The sequence below is a fragment of the Flagellimonas amoyensis genome, from assembly GCF_003058265.1.
GTDB lineage: Bacteria > Bacteroidota > Bacteroidia > Flavobacteriales > Flavobacteriaceae > Flagellimonas > Flagellimonas amoyensis.
Genome location: NZ_QBUK01000011.1, coordinates 121,428 through 140,949, shown reverse-complemented (window position 1 = coordinate 140,949; position 19,522 = coordinate 121,428). Strand labels below are relative to the sequence as shown.

The 19,522-nt window shown below is 44.1% G+C and carries 17 protein-coding genes; 8 read left to right on the top strand and 9 right to left on the bottom strand.

Annotated features, from left to right (window positions below; genetic code table 11):
- The 3 genes from rpiA to DB398_RS15490 all read right to left on the bottom strand — a co-directional run.
- A partial coding sequence (gene rpiA, locus DB398_RS15500) for a ribose 5-phosphate isomerase A (protein ID WP_108425358.1) occupies nt 1-423 on the bottom strand: 423 nt, incomplete at its 3' end.
- Nucleotides 424-527: 104 nt separating this feature from the next.
- Nucleotides 528-1,550: an AI-2E family transporter gene (locus DB398_RS15495; protein WP_108425357.1), complete on the bottom strand. Its 1,023-nt coding sequence runs from the start codon at nt 1,548-1,550 to the stop codon at nt 528-530.
- Between the two features lie 63 nt (nt 1,551-1,613).
- Nucleotides 1,614-1,853, bottom strand: coding sequence for a Rho termination factor N-terminal domain-containing protein (locus DB398_RS15490; protein WP_108425370.1), 240 nt, complete (start codon nt 1,851-1,853; stop codon nt 1,614-1,616).
- Between the two features lie 233 nt (nt 1,854-2,086).
- On the opposite strand from DB398_RS15490, the gene DB398_RS15485 reads away from it, so the two are divergent.
- Nucleotides 2,087-2,272, top strand: coding sequence for a CsbD family protein (locus DB398_RS15485; protein WP_108425356.1), 186 nt, complete (start codon nt 2,087-2,089; stop codon nt 2,270-2,272).
- A 213-nt stretch (nt 2,273-2,485) separates the two neighbouring features.
- On the opposite strand, the gene pafA is transcribed toward DB398_RS15485, so the two are convergent.
- The 6 genes from pafA to DB398_RS15455 form a co-directional block, all read right to left on the bottom strand.
- The gene (gene pafA / locus DB398_RS15480; RefSeq protein WP_108425355.1) at nt 2,486-4,126 is read right to left on the bottom strand and encodes an alkaline phosphatase PafA; all 1,641 of its coding nucleotides are present in this window, start codon (nt 4,124-4,126) and stop codon (nt 2,486-2,488) included.
- A 23-nt stretch (nt 4,127-4,149) separates the two neighbouring features.
- Entirely contained in the window at nt 4,150-6,189 is a 2,040-nt protein-coding gene (locus DB398_RS18695) for a phytase (protein ID WP_313777795.1), read from the bottom strand.
- 3 nt (nt 6,190-6,192) lie between these two features.
- A complete protein-coding gene (locus DB398_RS15470; RefSeq protein WP_108425354.1) occupies nt 6,193-6,609 on the bottom strand; it encodes a PepSY-like domain-containing protein in 417 nt (138 codons plus the stop codon).
- A gap of 39 nt (nt 6,610-6,648) precedes the next feature.
- Complete coding sequence (locus DB398_RS15465) at nt 6,649-7,893, bottom strand: sensor histidine kinase (RefSeq protein WP_470295055.1); 1,245 nt, start codon at nt 7,891-7,893, stop codon at nt 6,649-6,651.
- The gene (locus DB398_RS15460; RefSeq protein WP_108425352.1) at nt 7,890-8,564 is read right to left on the bottom strand and encodes a response regulator transcription factor; all 675 of its coding nucleotides are present in this window, start codon (nt 8,562-8,564) and stop codon (nt 7,890-7,892) included. Before DB398_RS15460 ends, DB398_RS15465 begins: the two co-directional genes overlap by 4 nt.
- 194 nt (nt 8,565-8,758) lie before the next feature.
- Nucleotides 8,759-11,530, bottom strand: coding sequence for a TonB-dependent receptor (locus tag DB398_RS15455; protein ID WP_108425351.1), 2,772 nt, complete (start codon nt 11,528-11,530; stop codon nt 8,759-8,761).
- Nucleotides 11,531-12,073: 543 nt separating this feature from the next.
- On the opposite strand from DB398_RS15455, the gene DB398_RS15450 reads away from it, so the two are divergent.
- The 7 genes from DB398_RS15450 (at nt 12,074) to DB398_RS15420 (ending at nt 19,348) form a co-directional block, all read left to right on the top strand.
- Entirely contained in the window at nt 12,074-13,561 is a 1,488-nt protein-coding gene (locus DB398_RS15450; protein ID WP_108425350.1) for a xylulokinase, read from the top strand.
- Nucleotides 13,561-14,886 carry a xylose isomerase gene (gene xylA, locus DB398_RS15445; protein ID WP_108425349.1) on the top strand — a complete coding sequence of 442 codons (1,326 nt, stop codon included), beginning with the start codon at nt 13,561-13,563 and terminating at the stop codon, nt 14,884-14,886. Before DB398_RS15450 ends, xylA begins: the two co-directional genes overlap by 1 nt.
- A gap of 182 nt (nt 14,887-15,068) precedes the next feature.
- A complete protein-coding gene (locus tag DB398_RS15440; protein WP_108425348.1) occupies nt 15,069-16,112 on the top strand; it encodes a LacI family DNA-binding transcriptional regulator in 1,044 nt (347 codons plus the stop codon).
- A gap of 69 nt (nt 16,113-16,181) precedes the next feature.
- Nucleotides 16,182-17,051, top strand: coding sequence for a helix-turn-helix domain-containing protein (locus DB398_RS15435; RefSeq protein WP_108425347.1), 870 nt, complete (start codon nt 16,182-16,184; stop codon nt 17,049-17,051).
- 96 nt (nt 17,052-17,147) lie between these two features.
- Nucleotides 17,148-17,729 carry a DapH/DapD/GlmU-related protein gene (locus DB398_RS15430; protein WP_199913421.1) on the top strand — a complete coding sequence of 194 codons (582 nt, stop codon included), beginning with the start codon at nt 17,148-17,150 and terminating at the stop codon, nt 17,727-17,729.
- A 105-nt stretch (nt 17,730-17,834) separates the two neighbouring features.
- On the top strand, nt 17,835-18,794 hold the full coding sequence (locus DB398_RS15425) for an alpha/beta hydrolase (RefSeq protein ID WP_234416343.1): 960 nt from the start codon (nt 17,835-17,837) through the stop codon (nt 18,792-18,794).
- A 197-nt stretch (nt 18,795-18,991) separates the two neighbouring features.
- Complete coding sequence (locus DB398_RS15420; protein WP_108425367.1) at nt 18,992-19,348, top strand: cyclophilin-like fold protein; 357 nt, start codon at nt 18,992-18,994, stop codon at nt 19,346-19,348.
- Nucleotides 19,349-19,522 lie beyond the last annotated feature (174 nt).

Here is a 19,522-nt window from a genome sequence, read left to right as displayed (position 1 = left end):
CACTATGCTCACTTTGGTCCGCCGCGGGTGGCTCAGTTTAATCCGCCGAAGGTGGTATACTATGCCCGTTTTTTGCATCTTGGATGCAAAGTGGGCGATTATTTTTTCACGCAACAGCGCACCACCACCTCCTTTTATCAGTTGTAGTTTTGCGTCAAACTCATCGGCACCGTCAATATTGATGTCGATTATGGGAGCCATATCGAGAGATACAACAGGAATACCTTCTTTGATTGCCAATTTCTCTGAGATGCCGGAAGAAGCAACACCTTTGATGCTTAGGCCTTCTCTGCAAGCTTTTCCCAACAGTTCAATCATAATGGCCGATGTGGAACCTGAACCAAGTCCAACGACCATTCCTTGTTCTACCAATTTTAGGGCAGCTTTGGCCGCGATGATTTTTTCATTTGTTGTACCGGACATATTCTGACACCTTTCTTTTTAAGATCGGTTCACCAAATTATGGCAAGTTTTAATGAAGTCAAAATACCCGGTGGTGATAAATAGGTTCAATATAATAGAATCGATTACAGTTGTTCTTCGTCTTTTTTGCCATATTCCCTTCTGTAGATGTAGAGAACTACGAGAAATAGGTTCACCAGCAATGGGCCAAATATCAAACCTATGAACCCAAACAGCGGAATGCCCACAATGACCCCGATCAGGGTGATCAGTGGGTGCACATTGTCCAATTTTTTCAGCACATAGAGGCGGATCAGATTGTCGGTGGACCCCACCACAACGATGCCATACAAAAGTACGCCCCAAGCCTGGAATGTATCCCCATTGGAGAGGGCGAGTATGAACACGGGAATGGTTCCCAAAAAATTTCCCACGAAGGGAATCATGGACCCTATGGTGACGATGACCGCCCAAAAAAGTGGACTTTCGACCCCAAAAATCAAAAAGCCGATCAATGCGACGGTACCCTGCGCCAAGGCTACCAAAGGTATACCCAGTGCATTGGCCCTAACAATGTCGGTCACCTCATTGCCAATGAGCTTCAAGTTTTCATTGCTCATGGGAACATATTTGAAGAGGGAATCTTGGAGTTTTGTACGATTGGTCATCATATAATACAACAAAAAATACATGATGGAGATGGCAATGAGTGTATTGAAGGTACCCCCGGCAAGGCCCTGTAGGCTCTCCGATAACCAATCGGAAGTGCCAGACGCATCTATATCGGGAATGAACTTAAATCCCACATAGGATTCCAGTTCCTGTACTTGTCCCTTCAGGGCGGAGACCACCTTTTTGGAGTTTTTCACCGCGTTGCCAATCTTGTTCCCCAGCATCAGGATTGCCCCGCTCACGGGCATCAAGATCATGATAAAGGAGGCAAACATCAGCAGAACTACCGCCAGTCTTTGATTCCATCCTTTGCCCACCAACCATTTCATAGGTTTCGTCAAAATCACATACATGGTGATTGTGCCAAGCACCCCCGAGAGGTAAGGTATCATTTCCAATACAATCAGTCCACCGATCAATACAATCAAAAGGAGTACAAAAATCTGTCGGATCAAGCTGGGGTCTATTGTTTTCATGTGGGATGGATATGGGTCATGATACTTTTAGTTTGAAGGTAGAAAAGCGCTACATAGTTCTTATCAATTGTTTCGAAGGGCATAGATCAGTTCAGCCTTGTTCATCTTTGAACGGTTTTCGATTCCCACCGTTTTGGCCTTGTCGTAAAGTTGCTCCTTTGTCCACTCCTCATAGGGCCGTGCTTTGCCCCCTTTCTTTCCGGCATCCGGGGTGTTGGCTATTCGTGCAGATTTTTCTTTGCTATACCCTTTCTCCCGAAGGGCCTCATACTTTTCTTCGTCTTTTATACTCGGGTTTGGCATGATATCGGTTTTAGGTTCAATGAAAAAATTTTCAGATACCATCAAATTTCATGAAATATAGGCTTGACCATTGCCCCGATTGCCATTTTTCTTGCCTGTAAACAGTTATCAATGAGTTGGTCTCTTAAAATGTTACAGTGCTGTGCTTTAGGGTTAAGATTTAAATTTTTCAGGTCAATGGACCTCGCTGAACGATTCTATCTTAGAGCTATAATCATTTAAAAGTAAAAGTTATGAACAGCGATCGATTGGAAGGAAAATGGAAACAGGTGAAAGGTAAGTTCAAACAAAAATATGGTGAGCTTACGGATAATGACCTTGCATACTCCGAAGGGAAGTTTGAGGAGATGTTGGGTAAGCTACAAGAAAAGACCGGTAAGGCAAAGGATGAATTAAAAAGGGAAATAGAAAGCCTATAATGGCAACCTTTTTATCTTATCCCAAACAATGGCCCTTTGTTGATTCAAAGGGCCATTGTGTTTATATAAATTTTGGCCTTTGCTTTTCACATATACTTTAATCTATGTTATCAGAAAGTCAAATTTTAGTGGCATTTTGGAATATATTTTTCCATTTCAGTTGATGATGATATGTGCCAAAGTTTTGATGGTTATAATGCCAGGGTCCGACCATCAATCTTCAAACAGTTCAAAAATGGGTTGTCCAGTTGCGGCATTCGGGAACTTGAGGCCCAACATGATTGCCAGGGTGGGTGCAATGTCCGTGATATTTTTCTTCCGGGTTGTCCCACCCTTGGGGACATTGGCCCCAAACCATAACAAAGGTACGTGGGTATCATAACTATAGCCAGTGCCATGTCCGGTCCCATATTTTTTGTATTCGATCCATGTTGTGTTGAACAGAACGACCACATCGCCAGATCTTTTGAGGTGGTATCCCTTCTGGACCATACCCTTTTCCGTATCGGTATATTCAAAACGCTCTAGGTCTGGCCTGAGCATGACTTCAAATACTCCGGGTATTTTCATCAGTTCCGATTTGCACACTTGGAGTATCTTATCATAATCAAGGTTTTCGCTTTCGATCAATTCCATGTTCAGAAAGAACTGATCCGCTGAAAAATCCTCAATGAGGCCGGATAGATTGAATGTTCCATACAGTTTGTTCTCTAACTGTTCCCGAATCTTTTCGGGGTGGTAGTATCCAGTGGGAATGCGTTTTTGACTCAAAAAATGTCCGACATCCGCAACCGCATGGTCCGCAGTAAGGAAAAGGGTATAGTTTTCCTTTCCCAACTTACGGTCCAAATGATCTAAAAGGTTTCCAAGGTCTTTGTCCAATCGTAGGTAAGTATCTTCCAATTCAATGGAGTAGGGACCAAAAGCATGCCCAATTTTATCGGTGCTTGAAAAACTGATGGCCAAAAAATCTGTTTCGACACCTTGTCCCAAGTTTTCATGGTCAATGGCTTGAATGGCCATTTCGGCAACAATGGTGTTCCCATAAGGCGTTTCGGGGAACAGTTCATATTTTTCATTCCTTGACAATTTGGAAAAGTCATAGGGAAACTCGGCACTGTCCTTGTTAGGGAAGAGCGTTTCAAAGGGCTGTTGGTCGGGTGTGCTCTCCTTGTATCGATCAATCGGTAAAATGGTGTTCCAGCCCTGGTTCATGAAGGTGGCTACCTTATCGGACCGGTTGAAGTCTTGTACCCATTTTGGAAGTTCTTCCATATAATAGGTACTACTGATGAATTTCCCGCTGGTATCGTCATACCAATAGGAGGCGTCGGACATGTGGCCGGCAGGTAGAATGGCGGCCCTGTCCTTGATCGAAATCCCTATTACTTTTGATCTGCCCTGGCTGGCCAGTTGTAGCTCGTCCGTTATAGTGGTCGCGAGCATTTTATGGGGAGATCGTTCGCCTTCCGATGATGTAGATCCTACCGTACTTGCCGTACCATCAAATACGCAGTTCTCCTCTTTTCTAAGGTCCTTATGGTACCAACTGTTCCCAATGATGCCATGAAACTTGGGTGTGGTCCCGGTATATACGGATGCATGGCCCGGAGCCGTTTTGGTTGGAATGTAATTATAGTGGGTGTTTTTGCAATCGAAACCTTCTACCATCAATCTTTTGAATCCACTTTCGGTGAATTTTTCTTGGTACCTGTTCAGATACTCGGCCCTCATCTGATCGACTATGATACCAACAATAAGCTTGGGCTTTGTTTGTTGGCCTGTCTGTGAAAATACATTGATCGAGAATCCCAATAGCAGTAGAGGGATTATCCGTTTTGGAATTAAATACATGCTTGTTTGAAATTTAGTGTGTTTTATTTGCTTCCGAACACATCCCGCCAATCATAGATGTGGAAGGTCTTGTCGGTGGACATGGCGACAAAGATCCCTTTGGGGAATTCGTCACCTAGAGGCACTGATGTGACATCGGAACCATCGCTTTCAAGGGTCAAAAGTTCAACAGATTTTAAAAGAGGATGATGGTGTTTGGAATTTTCACCACCCTCTCTGCGATAGATGTTGAAAGTATTGCGTTGTTGATCGGAAATAAGGATATAGCCTGTCCCGTCATCATGTTTATAGATACTGATCCCTTCAATATCCCTTCCAAAATCCTCCATTCCGAACAAGGCAAGTTCGTCATCGCCCATTTCTGGATCGGCATGGTATTTTCGGACACCAAAGTCTTCATCCGAGTAATAGACATAACCTAGTTCATTGTCCACTGCTATGGCTTCGATCTCCTTTACCCCACTGTAGTTGCCAAAATCCCGTATTTTGGAAAGGGATACTGTCCCATTGGGCATACTTTCGAGCCTATACTGTCTTAGGTATCCGGTCGATGGCCCAGTTTTTGGCCCTACAATGGCATGGATTTCCTTGGATACGGGGTGGGTGTAGAGCGCTATGCCCATAGGGTCTCTGTCCTCCCTGTCCAAAAAGACAGGAAGCCCCCCTCCATCTATGGGTTCCATGTCGGGCAGGGTGTATATCCTCAATTGGTTTTTGGTCCTTTCCGTGGTCACGGCAATGTCCACCTTTTTGCCGTTTAGGTCAAAATCATAGGCAATATCCACATTGTTGGGTCTTTGTAGGCCCAAAACACATTTCTCCTGTATTATTTTCCCATGGATATCAAAGACATATAAACCACCTCCATCTTCTTTGTCCGTGCCCACGATCAGGCTTTTTGAAGGGTCTTCCTTATTGATCCAAATGGCCGGGTCATCGGTGTCATGTATCACTTTTTCAGTAATGTATTTGGGATGGATAGCATTATTGGAATGTTGGGGCAATCCATCAGGGGCAATGATCAGATCGTCCCCGGCAATATCTTCCCAGGCGTAGAATTGAAAGGTCCTGTCGTCCGACATCGCTACAAAAAGACCTTTGGGGTAGAGGTTCCCCAAACTTGCATTGGTGACTTCAGATCCATCGCTTTGGGAAGTGGATAAGTGGACGGTCTTTACCAATTGATGGTCATGTGGGCCCTTTTTGGATCCTTCCCGGGAAAATAGGTGGAAGCTGTTCTCTTGCTGGTCCGATACGATGATATACCCACTCCCCACGTCCGTTGCATAAATACTTATTCCCTCATGGTCACGGCCAAATCCCGATGTGGCAAATAGGGCCAATTCCTCATTTCCTGCATCCTTGTCGGCATGATATTTCCGTACACCGACTCCTTCATCGGAATAGTATACGTATCCTAGCTCATCATCAACGGCAATGGCCTCTATTTCCTTCTGGCCGCTATATTTTCCAAACTCCCGCACTTTTTTGGCTGTTATATTGCCAAGACCGTCACCTTCCAATCTGTATTGCCAGATATAATTGTCCGTGGGACCGGATTTTCGTCCCACAAAGGCAAATATTTCATCATTTGGGTTTTTATACAGGGCAATTCCCATGGGGGCTCTCAACTCCTCGCCTTCAAATACAGGGATGCCACCATTGTCCATTGGGGTCATTTCGGGAACCCTGAATATCCTGATCTTGTTGGTCATTCTTTCCGTGGTGACCGCAATGGAGAATTCCTCGCCCTCCATTTCGAATTCCTCTATATCCACATTGTTGGGCCGTTTCAGCCCTTTGACGGTTTTGCTTTCAATGATCTTTCCATTCAGGTCATAGACGTATAGTGCGCCATCTTCGTCCTTGTCGGTCCCTATGATCAAGCTTGCACTGGGATTTTCTTCATTGACCCATATGGCCGGGTCGTCCGTGTCATGCGTTGCTTTTTCAGTAACCGCCCTGGGCTTTATCTTTTGAGTATTGTTCTGCCCTCCACAACTGTATAGGAAAATGGAGGACAATAACAAGATCATAGGTGCTTTCATTTTGGTACACTTCATTTTTTATATTTTTTTTCTTAATATTTTTCCGTTGGGATCGAATAGGATATCGTAGGTTTTATCATCTTTTTTGAGATCTACCTCAAAAAGGACCTCTCCGTTTTTGGTGCTGACCCGTTCAATATCGATCATCATATATTCTCCCATTTTGGTATTTAGGGTTTGGAGTACCTCATGGGTAAGTTCATCCACAGAGATCTCCGTTTCCGTCTCCAACCAGTTGCCCTTAGTATCAAAATAAGAAGAGGTGTGCCTGGAATCCAAGGTATAGTCCACCTGAAAGATGTCCCCCTCATTGGTCCAAACAGGATGTAGGGCATTGGGTTCCAATTCCAAAAAGTTCCTTTGGACATCCATAGGGACTTTTTTTTCCTTGCAGCCACAGATAAGAATTATTGAGATGAAGATGAATCTTTTCATTGGAATAAAAATAGGGTTGAATTCTGTAGTAATCCTGTTTTAAAAATGCAGTTTGAACCTATGTTTGCCACCAATGAACCCATAGGTGATTTCTATATCATAGATCCCACAGATCTTGGTGATCAAGGCAAGTCCAAGTCCCAAAGTGTTTCCGTCTGTTTTTTTGAACCTTTTGAAAAGATCATTGTCAACGGGCTCATTACTTCCCGTATTTTCAAAGGCGATTCCTTGGTCAAAAGTGGCAATGTGAATGCTTCCCCCGTCATAATTATGGTTGATGGCATTCCTGATGATATTGGATATCAGTATAAGACCCAATTCGGGATTGATATCGGAGCGGATTTCATGGGAGAGGTCGGTGGAAAGCGAAATGTTCCTCAAGGAAATCATTTCATCGAAATGTTGTACCTGTGATCTCAAGATGTCCGTAATGCTCACCTGTTTTTCCTTTTTATAGGCTCCGGAGCCGATCTTTGTAAGCAAGGTCAGCCCCCGGTTCACTTTGGAAAGACGGATACAGTTGTTGTATATTGAAGTCAGTTCCACAATCTCCTCTTTGATCAAGCCATCACTTTGTAAAAGTTTTTCACTTCTTCTACGTATAATGCTCAGGGGTGTTTGGATTTCATGGGCCACATTTTCGGTAAATTCCTTTAAATTCAAATAATCGAAACGAATTTTCTCGATCATACCCAAAATGATTTTGTTCAATTGGTTGAACTCCTGTGTGGTGGAGCCATGAAGGTCCACGGGTTGGTTACTCCCCAGTTCATAGCCCTCCAATGCCGTCAAGGTTTCCTTGAATGGTCTCCAAACTCTGGCGGAGATGAGAAGGTTGCTCAAGATCAGAAAGGCCAATAACCCGAGAAATACTATAAATAGGGAAATCAGGACCTCTTTGATAAGGATATTGGGCTGTATCAAAGAACGGAATACCCTTATCTCATAATATTGGTTGCCGATCCTGCGAGTGACATACAGCATCCTATATGCATGGAAGGCATCGTCAATGATGTCATATCTCAAGGTATCCTTAAATTTCAGTTGGTCCAGATTCCCGTTGAAATCTGTTTTCTTGATGCTCTGTTCATAATTGTTCAACGATTCCAGATTGACATCGTTCACTAATTGGGTAGTTGCAATCTCTTCCCTATTGATCAAATATTTATCGGTTTCCTGACCTATGATATTATCGAAGTCGAATACAATGATAAAGCCAGCCACAACGAAAAATAGAAGGGACAAGAGTATGTAGTATAGGGTTGTCTTGACCAGTAATCTCACTCTATCTGAAATTTATAGCCCATTCCATAAACCGTTTTCAAATAGTCTTTTCGCGCTGCGGAGACAATCTTTTTTCTTAAGTTTTTGATATGGCTGTAAATGAAATCATAGGAATCATAGATGTCGGTGTCGTCACCCCATAAGTGTTCGACTATGGACTCTTTGGTGATCACCCGGTTTTCATTGCTAATGAAAAACAGTAAGAGTTGATACTCCTTTTGGGTAAGTTCCACTATTTTTTTGTCGATCCTGACCTCTTGTGAGACCGTATCCACAGTGATTTCATCGAAAGTCAGGATGTTGTTCCCCTTAAAGTGTTTGCGCCTGATGATAGACTTGATCCTGGCATTTAGCTCGTTATAGTCAAAAGGTTTTGCCAAATAATCGTCGGCTCCCATTTCCAGGCCACTCACTTTGTCTTCAATGGCATCGTAGGCACTAAGTATCAGGACTCCAACACGGGTGTCCAATGTTCGTAGATATTCCAAGACCTCAAGACCAGATCCATCGGGTAGGCCCACGTCCAAAATAATGGCATCATAATCATGCATGTAGATTTTTTCCTGGGCTATGGCCACGGATGAAGCCGTCTCGCAGCGAAAATCCTTCTTAAAAAACTCAAAGAGGTCTTCCAAAAGTTCCTTTTCATCTTCAATGATCAAAATTTTCATATGTTCTGGTTTTGGAACGTACCCAATGCAAAAGGCTCATCGGACTTTCTTCAATCTATCTTAAATGTATTGAATTTTATGGTTCTAACACCACTTACAGGTAAAGCGGAAGGGATCTGGACTTGACTGGGCAAAAAAAAGGAGACCATCGGTTTGTTCCCGACAATCTCCAAGATGCACTCAGCCAAAATGCATCAAAAATTAAAACGTAGCCCCAAACGTCCCCAACTGCCATATCGTTGCCGTTCCCTTGGGGTGGCTATGGTATTGTAGAGTTCAATTTGGTTTTCATCATTGATGTTGATCAATTCCAGATAGGCGGTCAGTTTTCGCTTGGCAAAGGATTGGCTCATCGTAAAGTCCAATTGCACCCTGTCATCGATGCGTACGGCATCACTGCCATCAAATTCACTTGTAAAGGCCCCATTGTAATTGAGGGAAAGTCTTGCATCGAATCCCCCTCTATTATAACCGACCGCTGCATTGCCCACATGCTTTGCCTGACCGGGCAGATCTATTTCCGTAATTTCGTCATCCTCTGAAAAATTTTGGACCTCTGCCTTGGATTCCGTGAAAGAATAGTTGGCATACAGTACAAAACCGCTCAAGAAGCCGGGTAAAAAGTCCAGTTTCTGTTGATAGCCCACTTCAAAACCGATTAGATCGGCAGTATCCCCGTTCACGGATTGGGTCACTTCCACGTTGGGGATTCCCCTATATTCACGATCGGTGGTCTGTTGGTAGATAAAGTTGTCCAGTTTTTTATAAAAAATACCTGCGCTCAATAAACCGACTGTCCCAAAATAATGTTCCCCAAAAATATCAAGGTTGATGGCTTCTACTGGTACAAGGTCGGGATTGAAAATTTCGGCTTCCAAGTCCGCTGAATTGAAAACGGCCCCTTGGGCCAATGCCAAAAAGTTGGGCCTTGAGTAACTTTTGGTTGCCGATCCGCGAAGGATGGTGTTTTCACTGAAATTGTATTTTAAATGCAACATAGGCAATAGAAAACCATAATCGTTGTCCCCGCTTACATCGATTGCCTCGCCTTGCTCTTCATCAAAAATACCTGAGTCATAGGCGAACTTGGTGGCCTCGTAGCGGAACCCGCCGAGGACCATGAGTTTTTTAAAATTGATCTTTCCCATAACATAGGCAGCATACACATCCTCTGAGGCAAAATATTCTTGGGAGGTTTTCTCCTCTGTGGCCTTGTCCGCATCCGATGCAAAATCCCCTTGGTTGGCATTGATGTAATTGTCAAGACTGTTCAGGGAAATGTAATGGCCCAAATGGGTGTTGAAACTTCCATCCATGAACCCGATGGCATTAAAATCGTCAGCAAAATTGTTGGTGTCCAGGGTAAGGCTTTCATCGCCCTCATATTCCAACAGTTCAAAATTGCGAACTGTAAACTGTTTGTCTTTCAATCTTAACTTCCCACCAAATTTAAATTCCCCGGTATTGTCCGAAATTTTGAAGGGAAGCGCCAAGTTTGCTTTAAAAGTGATGTTCTCGTCCTCGGCCAGAGTGCTTTCCTTTTCATATTCTTTGAATTCCAATAGACCAAGGTCTGTCATTGGGTTGGCTTCGGGACCATTGCCATCCAAGGTAATGAGCTTTGGGTTTAAGCGGTCAGTTACATTGAACACAAAAGGGGCGCCATCACTTTCAAATATGGCCTGGTCGTTGCGAGGAGTGTCCTGCCAAGCTTTTGAATAAGAAATCTCATAATCGAATATCAGCGAAGGCGTAATGGTGTTTCCCCCAAAGTTCAAGCTGAGGACACCCTGGTTTTCCGGACGATCTTTGAGTTCCTTGGTATAGGTGTATTCCGTTTCCCCGCCCTCTTCCACTGTTTCGAATGTGGCCCTTCTGCGAACCTCGTGCTCCCTAAGCTCGCTGAATAGTCCCCTGATATAGAAATTTGAATGGTCCCCCCTGTAGTCCAGTGTCGTGCTTGCGCCAAATCGGTTTCTTTCAATTTGATAATCAGCTATTTCAAGGAGTTCAATATCATTGGAACCTTGGTCTCCCCATCCATCAAATTCATACCTGTCATTGGCCTTTTTACTTCCCGCATAGCTTCCATTGGCAATGAACCCAAACTTTCCATCGTTGGATCGTTTACTGATGTTGATACTTCCCTGGCCCAGTGTTTTTTCGGATGCGCCATTGTATTCAAGGGCAGCAGATCCGTTGATGCTCAACTGCCTTTTTGTGGCCGTCGGTGTATTGAGGTTCACAGATCCACCAATGGCATCACCATCCATATCAGGGGTAATGGATTTACTGACCTCCAAGGATGCCAACTGGTTTGAAGGTATGGCATCCAATGCCACAAATCGTGATTCGCCCTCAGGGGATGGTATCTGTTCCCCATTGATACTGATATTGGTGAATTGTGGTGCCAAACCCCGGACCAGGACAAATCGACCGTCACCTTCATCCCTTTGTAGGTTGACACCGGAAACCCTTTGTAGGGATTCTGCCGAGTTTTGATCAGGGAATTTTCCCATTTGGTCGGCCGATACGATACTTTTCAGGTTATCCGCAGATTTTTGTTGGTTCAAGGCTTTCTGTTGCCCTTCAAGAGCACCGGTGACAACCACATCATCCAGGGCAGTGGCCTGGGGAACCAACTCAATGTTAAGTATCTTTACCTCTCCTGCGGAGACTTCCACATTTATTTTTTTGGTCTCGTTTCCTAGATAGCTCACTTCCAATTCATAACTGCCCTCGGTTACGAAAAGTGAATATTGTCCATCAAAATTTGCGGTAGTACCATTTGTGGTGCCCACAATGACCACATTGGCACCTGGCAATGGAGTCTTTAGTTCGGAATCTGTAATAGTACCTTTGACAACTGCTCTTTCCTGTGCTTTTAGGTTCTGTACAAAACAAGAGAACAAAAGCACGAAAAAAAATAAAACCTTTGGCCCAAAGACAATCTTTTCATTTTTCATTTTTAGTTTTTCGTTTGTTTAGTTTCTATGGTTGATCAATCAAACCTAAACTTTAATTCTGTATGAAATCTGTAGGAAATTAAGTTTATTATTACCGATTATTTATTTTTAGGTATTTAAAATTAAGATGTTTAAAAAACATATGAAGGTTGAATATTTTGGTAATTCTCCCTTAAGATTTGTTTGTAGAATATCCATCTTGATGAGATGTAAGGAAAGATTATGAATACATATACAAGGCATGACAATTACTGTATGGTCCGCAAAATGTTATTATCCAGAATATCAAGAACAGTGTTGGATTTAAATAGGGCATGCCATATGATATAAACACCTCTCTGTCCAATTATTTACGAAAACCATTTCGGATATTTAACACATTCTTATTTTTAATACCAAAATATTGTGTATTAGTCAATTGCAATGATGTAAATTGGTGTTCTCCTCAAAGTTGTGGGTGTGTGAAACCAAGTAGGATATCTTCCCTTCACGGCTTTGGGACATTCTTTTTTACATTTGATTATCCCGGAACAAATTACTTCCATGTATTATTTAGGTATAGATTTAGGCAGCTCTTCCATAAAAATAGCCCTAGTGGAAAAGGACACAGGAAAAAGAATCAGTGTGATCCAAGAACCAGATGGGGAAATGTCCATGCATGCTCCCAAAATGGGATGGGCGGAACAGCAACCGGAAGTTTGGTGGGACTTGGTCTGCAAAGGGATCAAAAGGGTCATCAAGGACCATTCCGTTGCCAAGGAGGACATCCTGGGATTGGGTATTGCCTATCAAATGCACGGACTCGTGATTGTTGATGGGGAGGGGAATGCATTAAGAAATTCCATCATCTGGTGCGATAGCCGCGCTGTAGCTATTGGGGATGCGGCCTATGAAAAAATAGGCATGGAGAACTGTGACGCCCATTTACTGAATGCCCCGGGAAATTTTACGGCATCCAAATTAAGCTGGGTAAAGACCAATGAGCCCGAACTCTTTGATAAAATCTATAAGTTTATGCTCCCGGGCGACTATGTGGCCTATAAGCTCAGCGGAAGGGCCACTACAACCGTTTCAGGCCTCTCGGAAGGAATTTTTTGGGATTTTGAAAAGAAGGACATATCGGAAGAGATTCTGTCCCATTTTGGAATCCCTAGATCGATGGTGCCGGATATTGTGGACACCTTTGGTGTGCAGTCTAAAGTATCCCCAAAAGGAGCACTGGAATCAGGTCTTTTGGAAGGCACTCCCATCCTTTACCGTGCAGGTGACCAACCCAACAATGCCCTATCCCTGAATGTGTTCGAGCCGGGAGAGTTGGCGGCTACAGGGGGAACTTCCGGTGTGGTCTATGCAGTTACGGACAATCTTTCGGTGAGGGAGAGTTCAAGGGTGAACAATTTTGCCCATGTCAATTACCATGAGGACAACCAGACCAGGATAGGCAAACTGTTGTGCATCAATGGGGCGGGTATACAATATAGATGGTTGTTGAACAACCTGTCCGTTTCGTCCTATGATGAAATGAACACTTTGGCCTCCGAGGTAGAGATCGGTTCGGAAGGGGTCTGTGTGATACCCTTTGGCAATGGAGCCGAGCGGATGCTCAAGAACATGGACATCGGCACTAGGATCGTCAACCTTAACCTGAACAGACATTCCAAGGCACATCTCTGTAGGGCAGCACTGGAAGGGATAGCATTTTCCTTTGTGTACGGTATGGAAATCATGAAATCCGATGGGGTCAAACCCAAGGTAATCAGAGCTGGGAATGACAATCTCTTCAGGTCCGAGATCTTTTCCAGTACCATTGCGACTTTGATAGAGGAAGAGATCGAAATATACAATACCACTGGGGCCATAGGCGCAGCCAGGGCCTGTGTGATCGGGGAACAGGGTTACGGTAAGTTCACCTCGTTCATGGACAATGACCATGTCATGACCTATATGCCCTGTAAGGACCGGGCCCCTTATAAGGAAGCGTATGAAAATTGGAAAAAAGAATTGGAAATCATCATAAAAACAAAAAGATAATGGCACATTTAGGCAACAAGGAATATTTCAAGGGGATAGGAGAGATCAAGTTCGAAGGAAAGGAATCAGATAATCCTTTGGCCTTCAAATTCTACAATCCAGATCAAAAAGTGGCCGGTAAGACTATGAGGGAACATTTCAAGTTCGCAATGGCCTACTGGCATACCCTTTGTGGAACGGGTGGAGATCCATTCGGGCCGGGTACGAAGCAGTTTCCATGGTCTGTGGACAAAGATCCCATAAAGGCGGCGCAAGAGAAAGCCGATGCAGCCTTTGAGTTTATCACCAAAATAGGGTTCGATTACTATTGCTTCCATGATTTTGATCTTGTGGATGAAGGGGATAGTCTCGCCGAATCGGAAAAGCGGTTGTCCGCCATTGTGGATTACCTTCAGGAAAAACAAAAGGCTTCTGGGGTGAAACTGCTTTGGGGCACGGCCAATTGTTTTTCCAACCCAAGATATATGAATGGGGCCGCCTCCAATCCAAATTTTGACGTGGTCGCCCATGCAGGTGCACAGGTAAAAATGGCCCTGGATGCCACCATCTCCCTAGGAGGTGAAAACTATGTGTTCTGGGGTGGCCGGGAAGGCTATATGTCCCTATTGAACACCAACATGAAACTGGAGCAGGACAACATTGGCCGGTTTTTGAACATGGCGAAGGACTATGCCAGAAAGGAAGGTTTCAAGGGGACGTTCTTCATTGAACCCAAGCCCATGGAGCCGACCAAGCACCAGTATGACTTCGATGCGGCCACATCCATCAACTCCATTCGCGAGTATGGCCTCGAAAAGGACTTTAAACTGAACATTGAGGTAAACCACGCCACATTGGCCCAACATACCTTCCAACATGAACTTCAGGTGGCTGCCAATGCGGGCATGTTGGGAAGTATAGATGCCAATAGGGGAGATTATCAAAATGGATGGGACACGGATCAGTTTCCCAACAATGTATTGGAGGTCACCGAGGCCATGTTGGTCCTTCTCAAGTCAGGAGGGCTTCAAGGGGGAGGTGTCAACTTTGATGCCAAGACCAGACGGAACAGTACGGATCTGGAAGACATTTTCTTGGCCCATATCGGTGGTGCGGATACGTTTGCAAAGGCACTCTTGGCCGCCAATGCCGTTCTGGAGAACTCCAAGTATGAGCAATTGTTGGGCAAACGCTACGCATCATTTGATCAAGGCAAAGGGGCGGACTTTGTGTCGGGCAAACTAGGACTGAACAATCTTTATGAGTATGCCTTCAATGCGGGCGAGCCAGAACAGATCAGCGGAAAGCAAGAGCTGTTCGAAAACATCCTGAACAGGTTCGTTTAATCGGGTAGCCCTTTGAAGGGTATCTGTATCGTGGACATGGTCATGGGAAATAGATAAACTTCTTTTGGCCAGTAGGGAAATAAGGAATTTGTGCGTATCTGAAAAAGGGCAATTTTTGGACTGCTTTCTTTTGGCACGTAAAAATTCCTTATTTTTTGTTCATAATTCTTTATTTCCCAACAATGTCCAAGATGACCATCAAATCCATTGCGGCCCATTTCAAAGTGTCCGTTTCCACAGTTTCCAAGGCCATCAATGATAGCCATGAAATCAGTGAGGGGTTAAGGGAAAGCATAAAGAAGTATGCCAGGGAGAACCACTACAAGCCCAATAGAATGGCCATCAACCTATTGAAGAAGAACACCAAGACCTTAGGAGTGGTCATCCCGAATATCCTGAACTATTTTTTTGTCCAAGTACTGTTTGGTATTGAACAAGTTGCCGACCAAAGAGGTTATAGCATCATTACCTGTAGTACCAACGAATCATTGGAAAAGGAAGCCAAGGTACTGGATTTTCTGTGTTCTGGTTCGGTGGATGGAGTAATCATTTCCACGGTTGCCGGTGAGATGGAACAATCGGACCATGTAGCGCATTTCCAAGAGTTGGGCGACAAGCAGATTCCTTTGGTCATGTTCGACAGGATCACGGAGCTCATGGAGTGCGACAAAGTTGTAGTGGACGACTTTGAGGCAGGTTACAAGGCAACTATGTATTTTCTGGAAACAGGCTGTAGCACAGTGGCCATAGTGAATCCCATAGCCAATTCGCTCATTGGCAGATTACGGGTGGATGGGTATAAAAGAGCATTACAGGAAAAAGGAATACCCTTCGATGGAAAATTGTTGGTGCCCATTGGCCATAACGATGACCTGGGGCTTTCGTTGTCCCTTTCTTTGGACTTCAAAAAAATCGATGCCATATTGGTCTTTGATGAGATAACCACGGTCAAAGTAATGGATATTGTGCAATCCAAGGGATTTCGGATTCCGCAAGATATTGCCATAATTGGTTTCACCAATGGGGAACTCTCCAAATTCGTAAGTCCCCCGGCCACCATGGTCAGTCAGCATGGAAAGTTCATTGGGGAAACCGCTGCGAACCGATTGATCGATAGGATCGAGCAAAAGGGGCAATCCCTGGCCTTTCAGACCAAGACCATAAAAACGAGTCTTGTGGTCAGGGAATCGACCTTAAAAATGGCGCATCATACTCAGGGCGAATAGGTAATGAAATGGGATTTCTGAAATAATTGGGCTACAATTGATTTTGTTTGATTTTCTTAACTTTGTGTCATGAGAACAAAAACTGAAAGATCTGTATCCCCTTTTAATAATGAGTTGAGGTTAAAAGGCTTCAATGTGTTCAAGATTGAAGAGGATAGTAGTGCTACCAAGATTTATAGCCGAAAGGATTTTTACAAGATCTGTTTGACCACGGGGAAAAGTATCATCAATTATTCCAACAGGAGTTTTGAACAGGAGGGCACTATTCTGTTTTTTGGCAACCCCCATATTCCGTATTCCTGGGAAACCATTTCAACCACCTATGTTGGCTATACCTGTTTGTTTTCAGAGGAATTCCTCAACTTATCACAACGATCGGACAGTATTTTGAAATCGCCGCTGTTCAGTTTGGGCGGGACCCCGGTACTCCAGATCAGTGAAGATCAACGTCTTTTTCTCAACGCTATCTTTGATAAAATGATCGAGGAGCAACGGACAGACTATTCTTTTAAAGACGACTTGATCAGGAACTATATCCACTTGATCCTGCATGAAGCCCTTAAGATGCAGCCCTCGGAAAACTATGCGCAGCACCAGAGTGCGGCCTCAAGGTTGACCAACGTGTTCCTGGAACTTTTGGAGCGACAGTTTCCCATCGAGACCGCAGAAACTCCATTGCAATTAAGGACTCCACAGGACTATGCGGACAATCTTTCGGTGCATGTGAACCATCTCAACAAGTCCATCAAGGAAGTGACCGGAAAATCCACTTCCACACATATTTCTGAGCGGATTGTCACCGAGGCAAAGGCCCTTCTGCAACATACCAATTGGAACGTAAGCGAGATTGCCTATGCCCTTGGCTTTGATTACCCCACCTACTTCAACAACTACTTCAAAAGGCTCACAGGGACCACCCCAAAGGCTGTGCGGGCTTAACATATTTGATTTTCTTAATCTTTGATCTGATTATCGTTATCACTAGGGCTTCCTGCCGCCATACCTTTGTACCATATTCTTTTGAAAACAAAGAAAATGGACAACAAAACAGTGGAACATACGACAAAGGACATCTTTCAGCGCTTGATCGAGGGCGAGGAAATCCCTTATAGCGATCCCGAATTTTTCAAGCTGACTGAAACCTCGGAAAGGGCCATGGCCATTTTGGTGGAGATGAACTCCTCAAAGACCGTTGTGGATATCCGTAGGCATTTGAGCAATTTGGTCGGCTATGAGGTAGACCCCAGTACCACGTTGTACACCCCGCTCAGTTCCAATCATGGGCTGAATGTAAAGTTGGGAAAGAACATTTTCATCAACCAGAATTGCCAGATGTTGGATTTGGGGGGCATTACCATAGAAGATGATGTACTGATCGGTCCCAGGGTGAACCTCTTGTCCGAAACACATCCTGTCGAGGTCGATTCCAGAAAAACATTGATGGCAAAGCCCATCCATATCAAGAAAGGGGCCTGGATCGGAGGTGGTGCAACCCTACTGCCCGGTGTCACTATTGGAGAACATTCGGTAGTGGCCGCTGGTGCCGTGGTTTCCAAAGATGTTTCAGATCGGACGGTCGTGGCGGGCATACCTGCCAAAAAGGTGAAATCAATTTAATACAGCAGACAAGGAATGAAACGTATAGTATCTTTTTTAATGGTGGGATTGCTTGTGCAGAGCACACTTTTCAGCCAATCAAATTCAAATCAAAAATCAAGTAAAATGAATAGAACAGCAGATGAATATACTTTTTATCTCAGCGATCAGGTATCAAGACAGGCCGTAACATTCAAAAATCGTTACGGAATCACCCTTGCAGGGGACCTATATGTCCCCAAGAGCAATGGAAATGAACAATTACCCGCTTTGGCCATCAGTGGTCCCTTCGGGGCGGTCAAAGAGCAAGCTTCTGGGCTGTACGCCAACCAAATGGCTCAGCGTGGGTTCGTGGTATTGGCCTTTGACCCATCCTATACAGGGGAAAGTGGAGGTGAACCAAGACACGTGGCATCTCCGGACATCAACACGGAAGATTTCAGTGCGGCCATTGATTTTCTGGGACTTCAGAAAAATGTTGACAGGGACAAATTGGGTATCATCGGCATCTGTGGATTTGGAGGTTTCGCACTCAATGCAACGGCAGTGGACAAAAGGGTAAAAGCAGTCGCCACTACAAGTATGTACGATATGTCGAGGGTGAATGCCAAGGGCTATTTTGATTCCACCACACCGGAACAGCGCACACAAATGTTAGAGCAGATGGGCCAACAGCGTTGGAAAGATGCCGAAAGTGGGAATTCCGCATTGTCAGGATTGGGACTGCCCGAGAAAATCGAAGGCAATGAGCCCGAATTCGTGAAAGGGTATTTTGACTATTACAAAACGGACAGGGGCTTTCACCCAAGGTCCATCAATTCAAACAGTTCTTGGACAATCACAACACCCATTTCCTTGATGAACATGCCGATCATGACCTATATCAAGGAAATTTCCCCAAGACCAGTATTGTTGATCGCCGGGGAAAATGCACATTCCCGTTATTTCAGCGAGGATGCCTACAAGGCGGCAAGTGAACCCAAGGAATTGATGATCATACCTGGAAAGGTACACACCGACCTCTATGATAATGTGAATGTCATCCCTTTTGACAAGTTGAAAAGTTTCTTTGCAGCTGCGCTGTAAAGGATTGATGATTGATGATGGAGTCATGGCCAATAAAAAATTGGCCATGACATTTTTTCTCTGATAGTTGAATTAAATTCCTAAAAACCAATATGATGAAGATTTTTTTTGTTGTATTATTGGGAGTATTCGCAATAGTTTACTTGTTTTCGGACAAGGGAGGAAAGTCATCAACAGAACAGACAATGATCATGGATATGAAACTCAAAATTTCATTTGGGGATACGGAGATTACCGCCACTTTGTATGACAATCCAACAGCCAGGGACTTTATCTCCATGCTTCCCATTACTACGGAATTGGAAGATTATGCCAGCAATGAAAAAATCTTTTACCCAGAACGGAAGTTGACCAAAGATGGGGCTCCGGGAGGGTACGACCCAAGTAAGGGCGATATTACCTATTATGCTCCATGGGGGGATGTGGCCATTTTCTATAAGGACTTTGGCTATTCCTCAGGATTGATAAGCCTCGGAAGGATTGATGGCAACGGTATTGAAAAACTCCGGGAAGCTGGTAAGAAGCCTGTTACGTTTGAGGTTGTCGTGGAATAGATTTTTCCCGATTCAGTCCATGGTATCATGTAAAGGACCACAGTTTTCATAAGGTTTGAATCTCTTAACCTTTGCTTTGATTTTCATATTTGTGTCCGTTTAAGATTTTGTAACTTGTTGAAGTAAAGATTGTTAATCGGGTGTTAAAGAAGTTTGCACCACCTTTTCCATCGA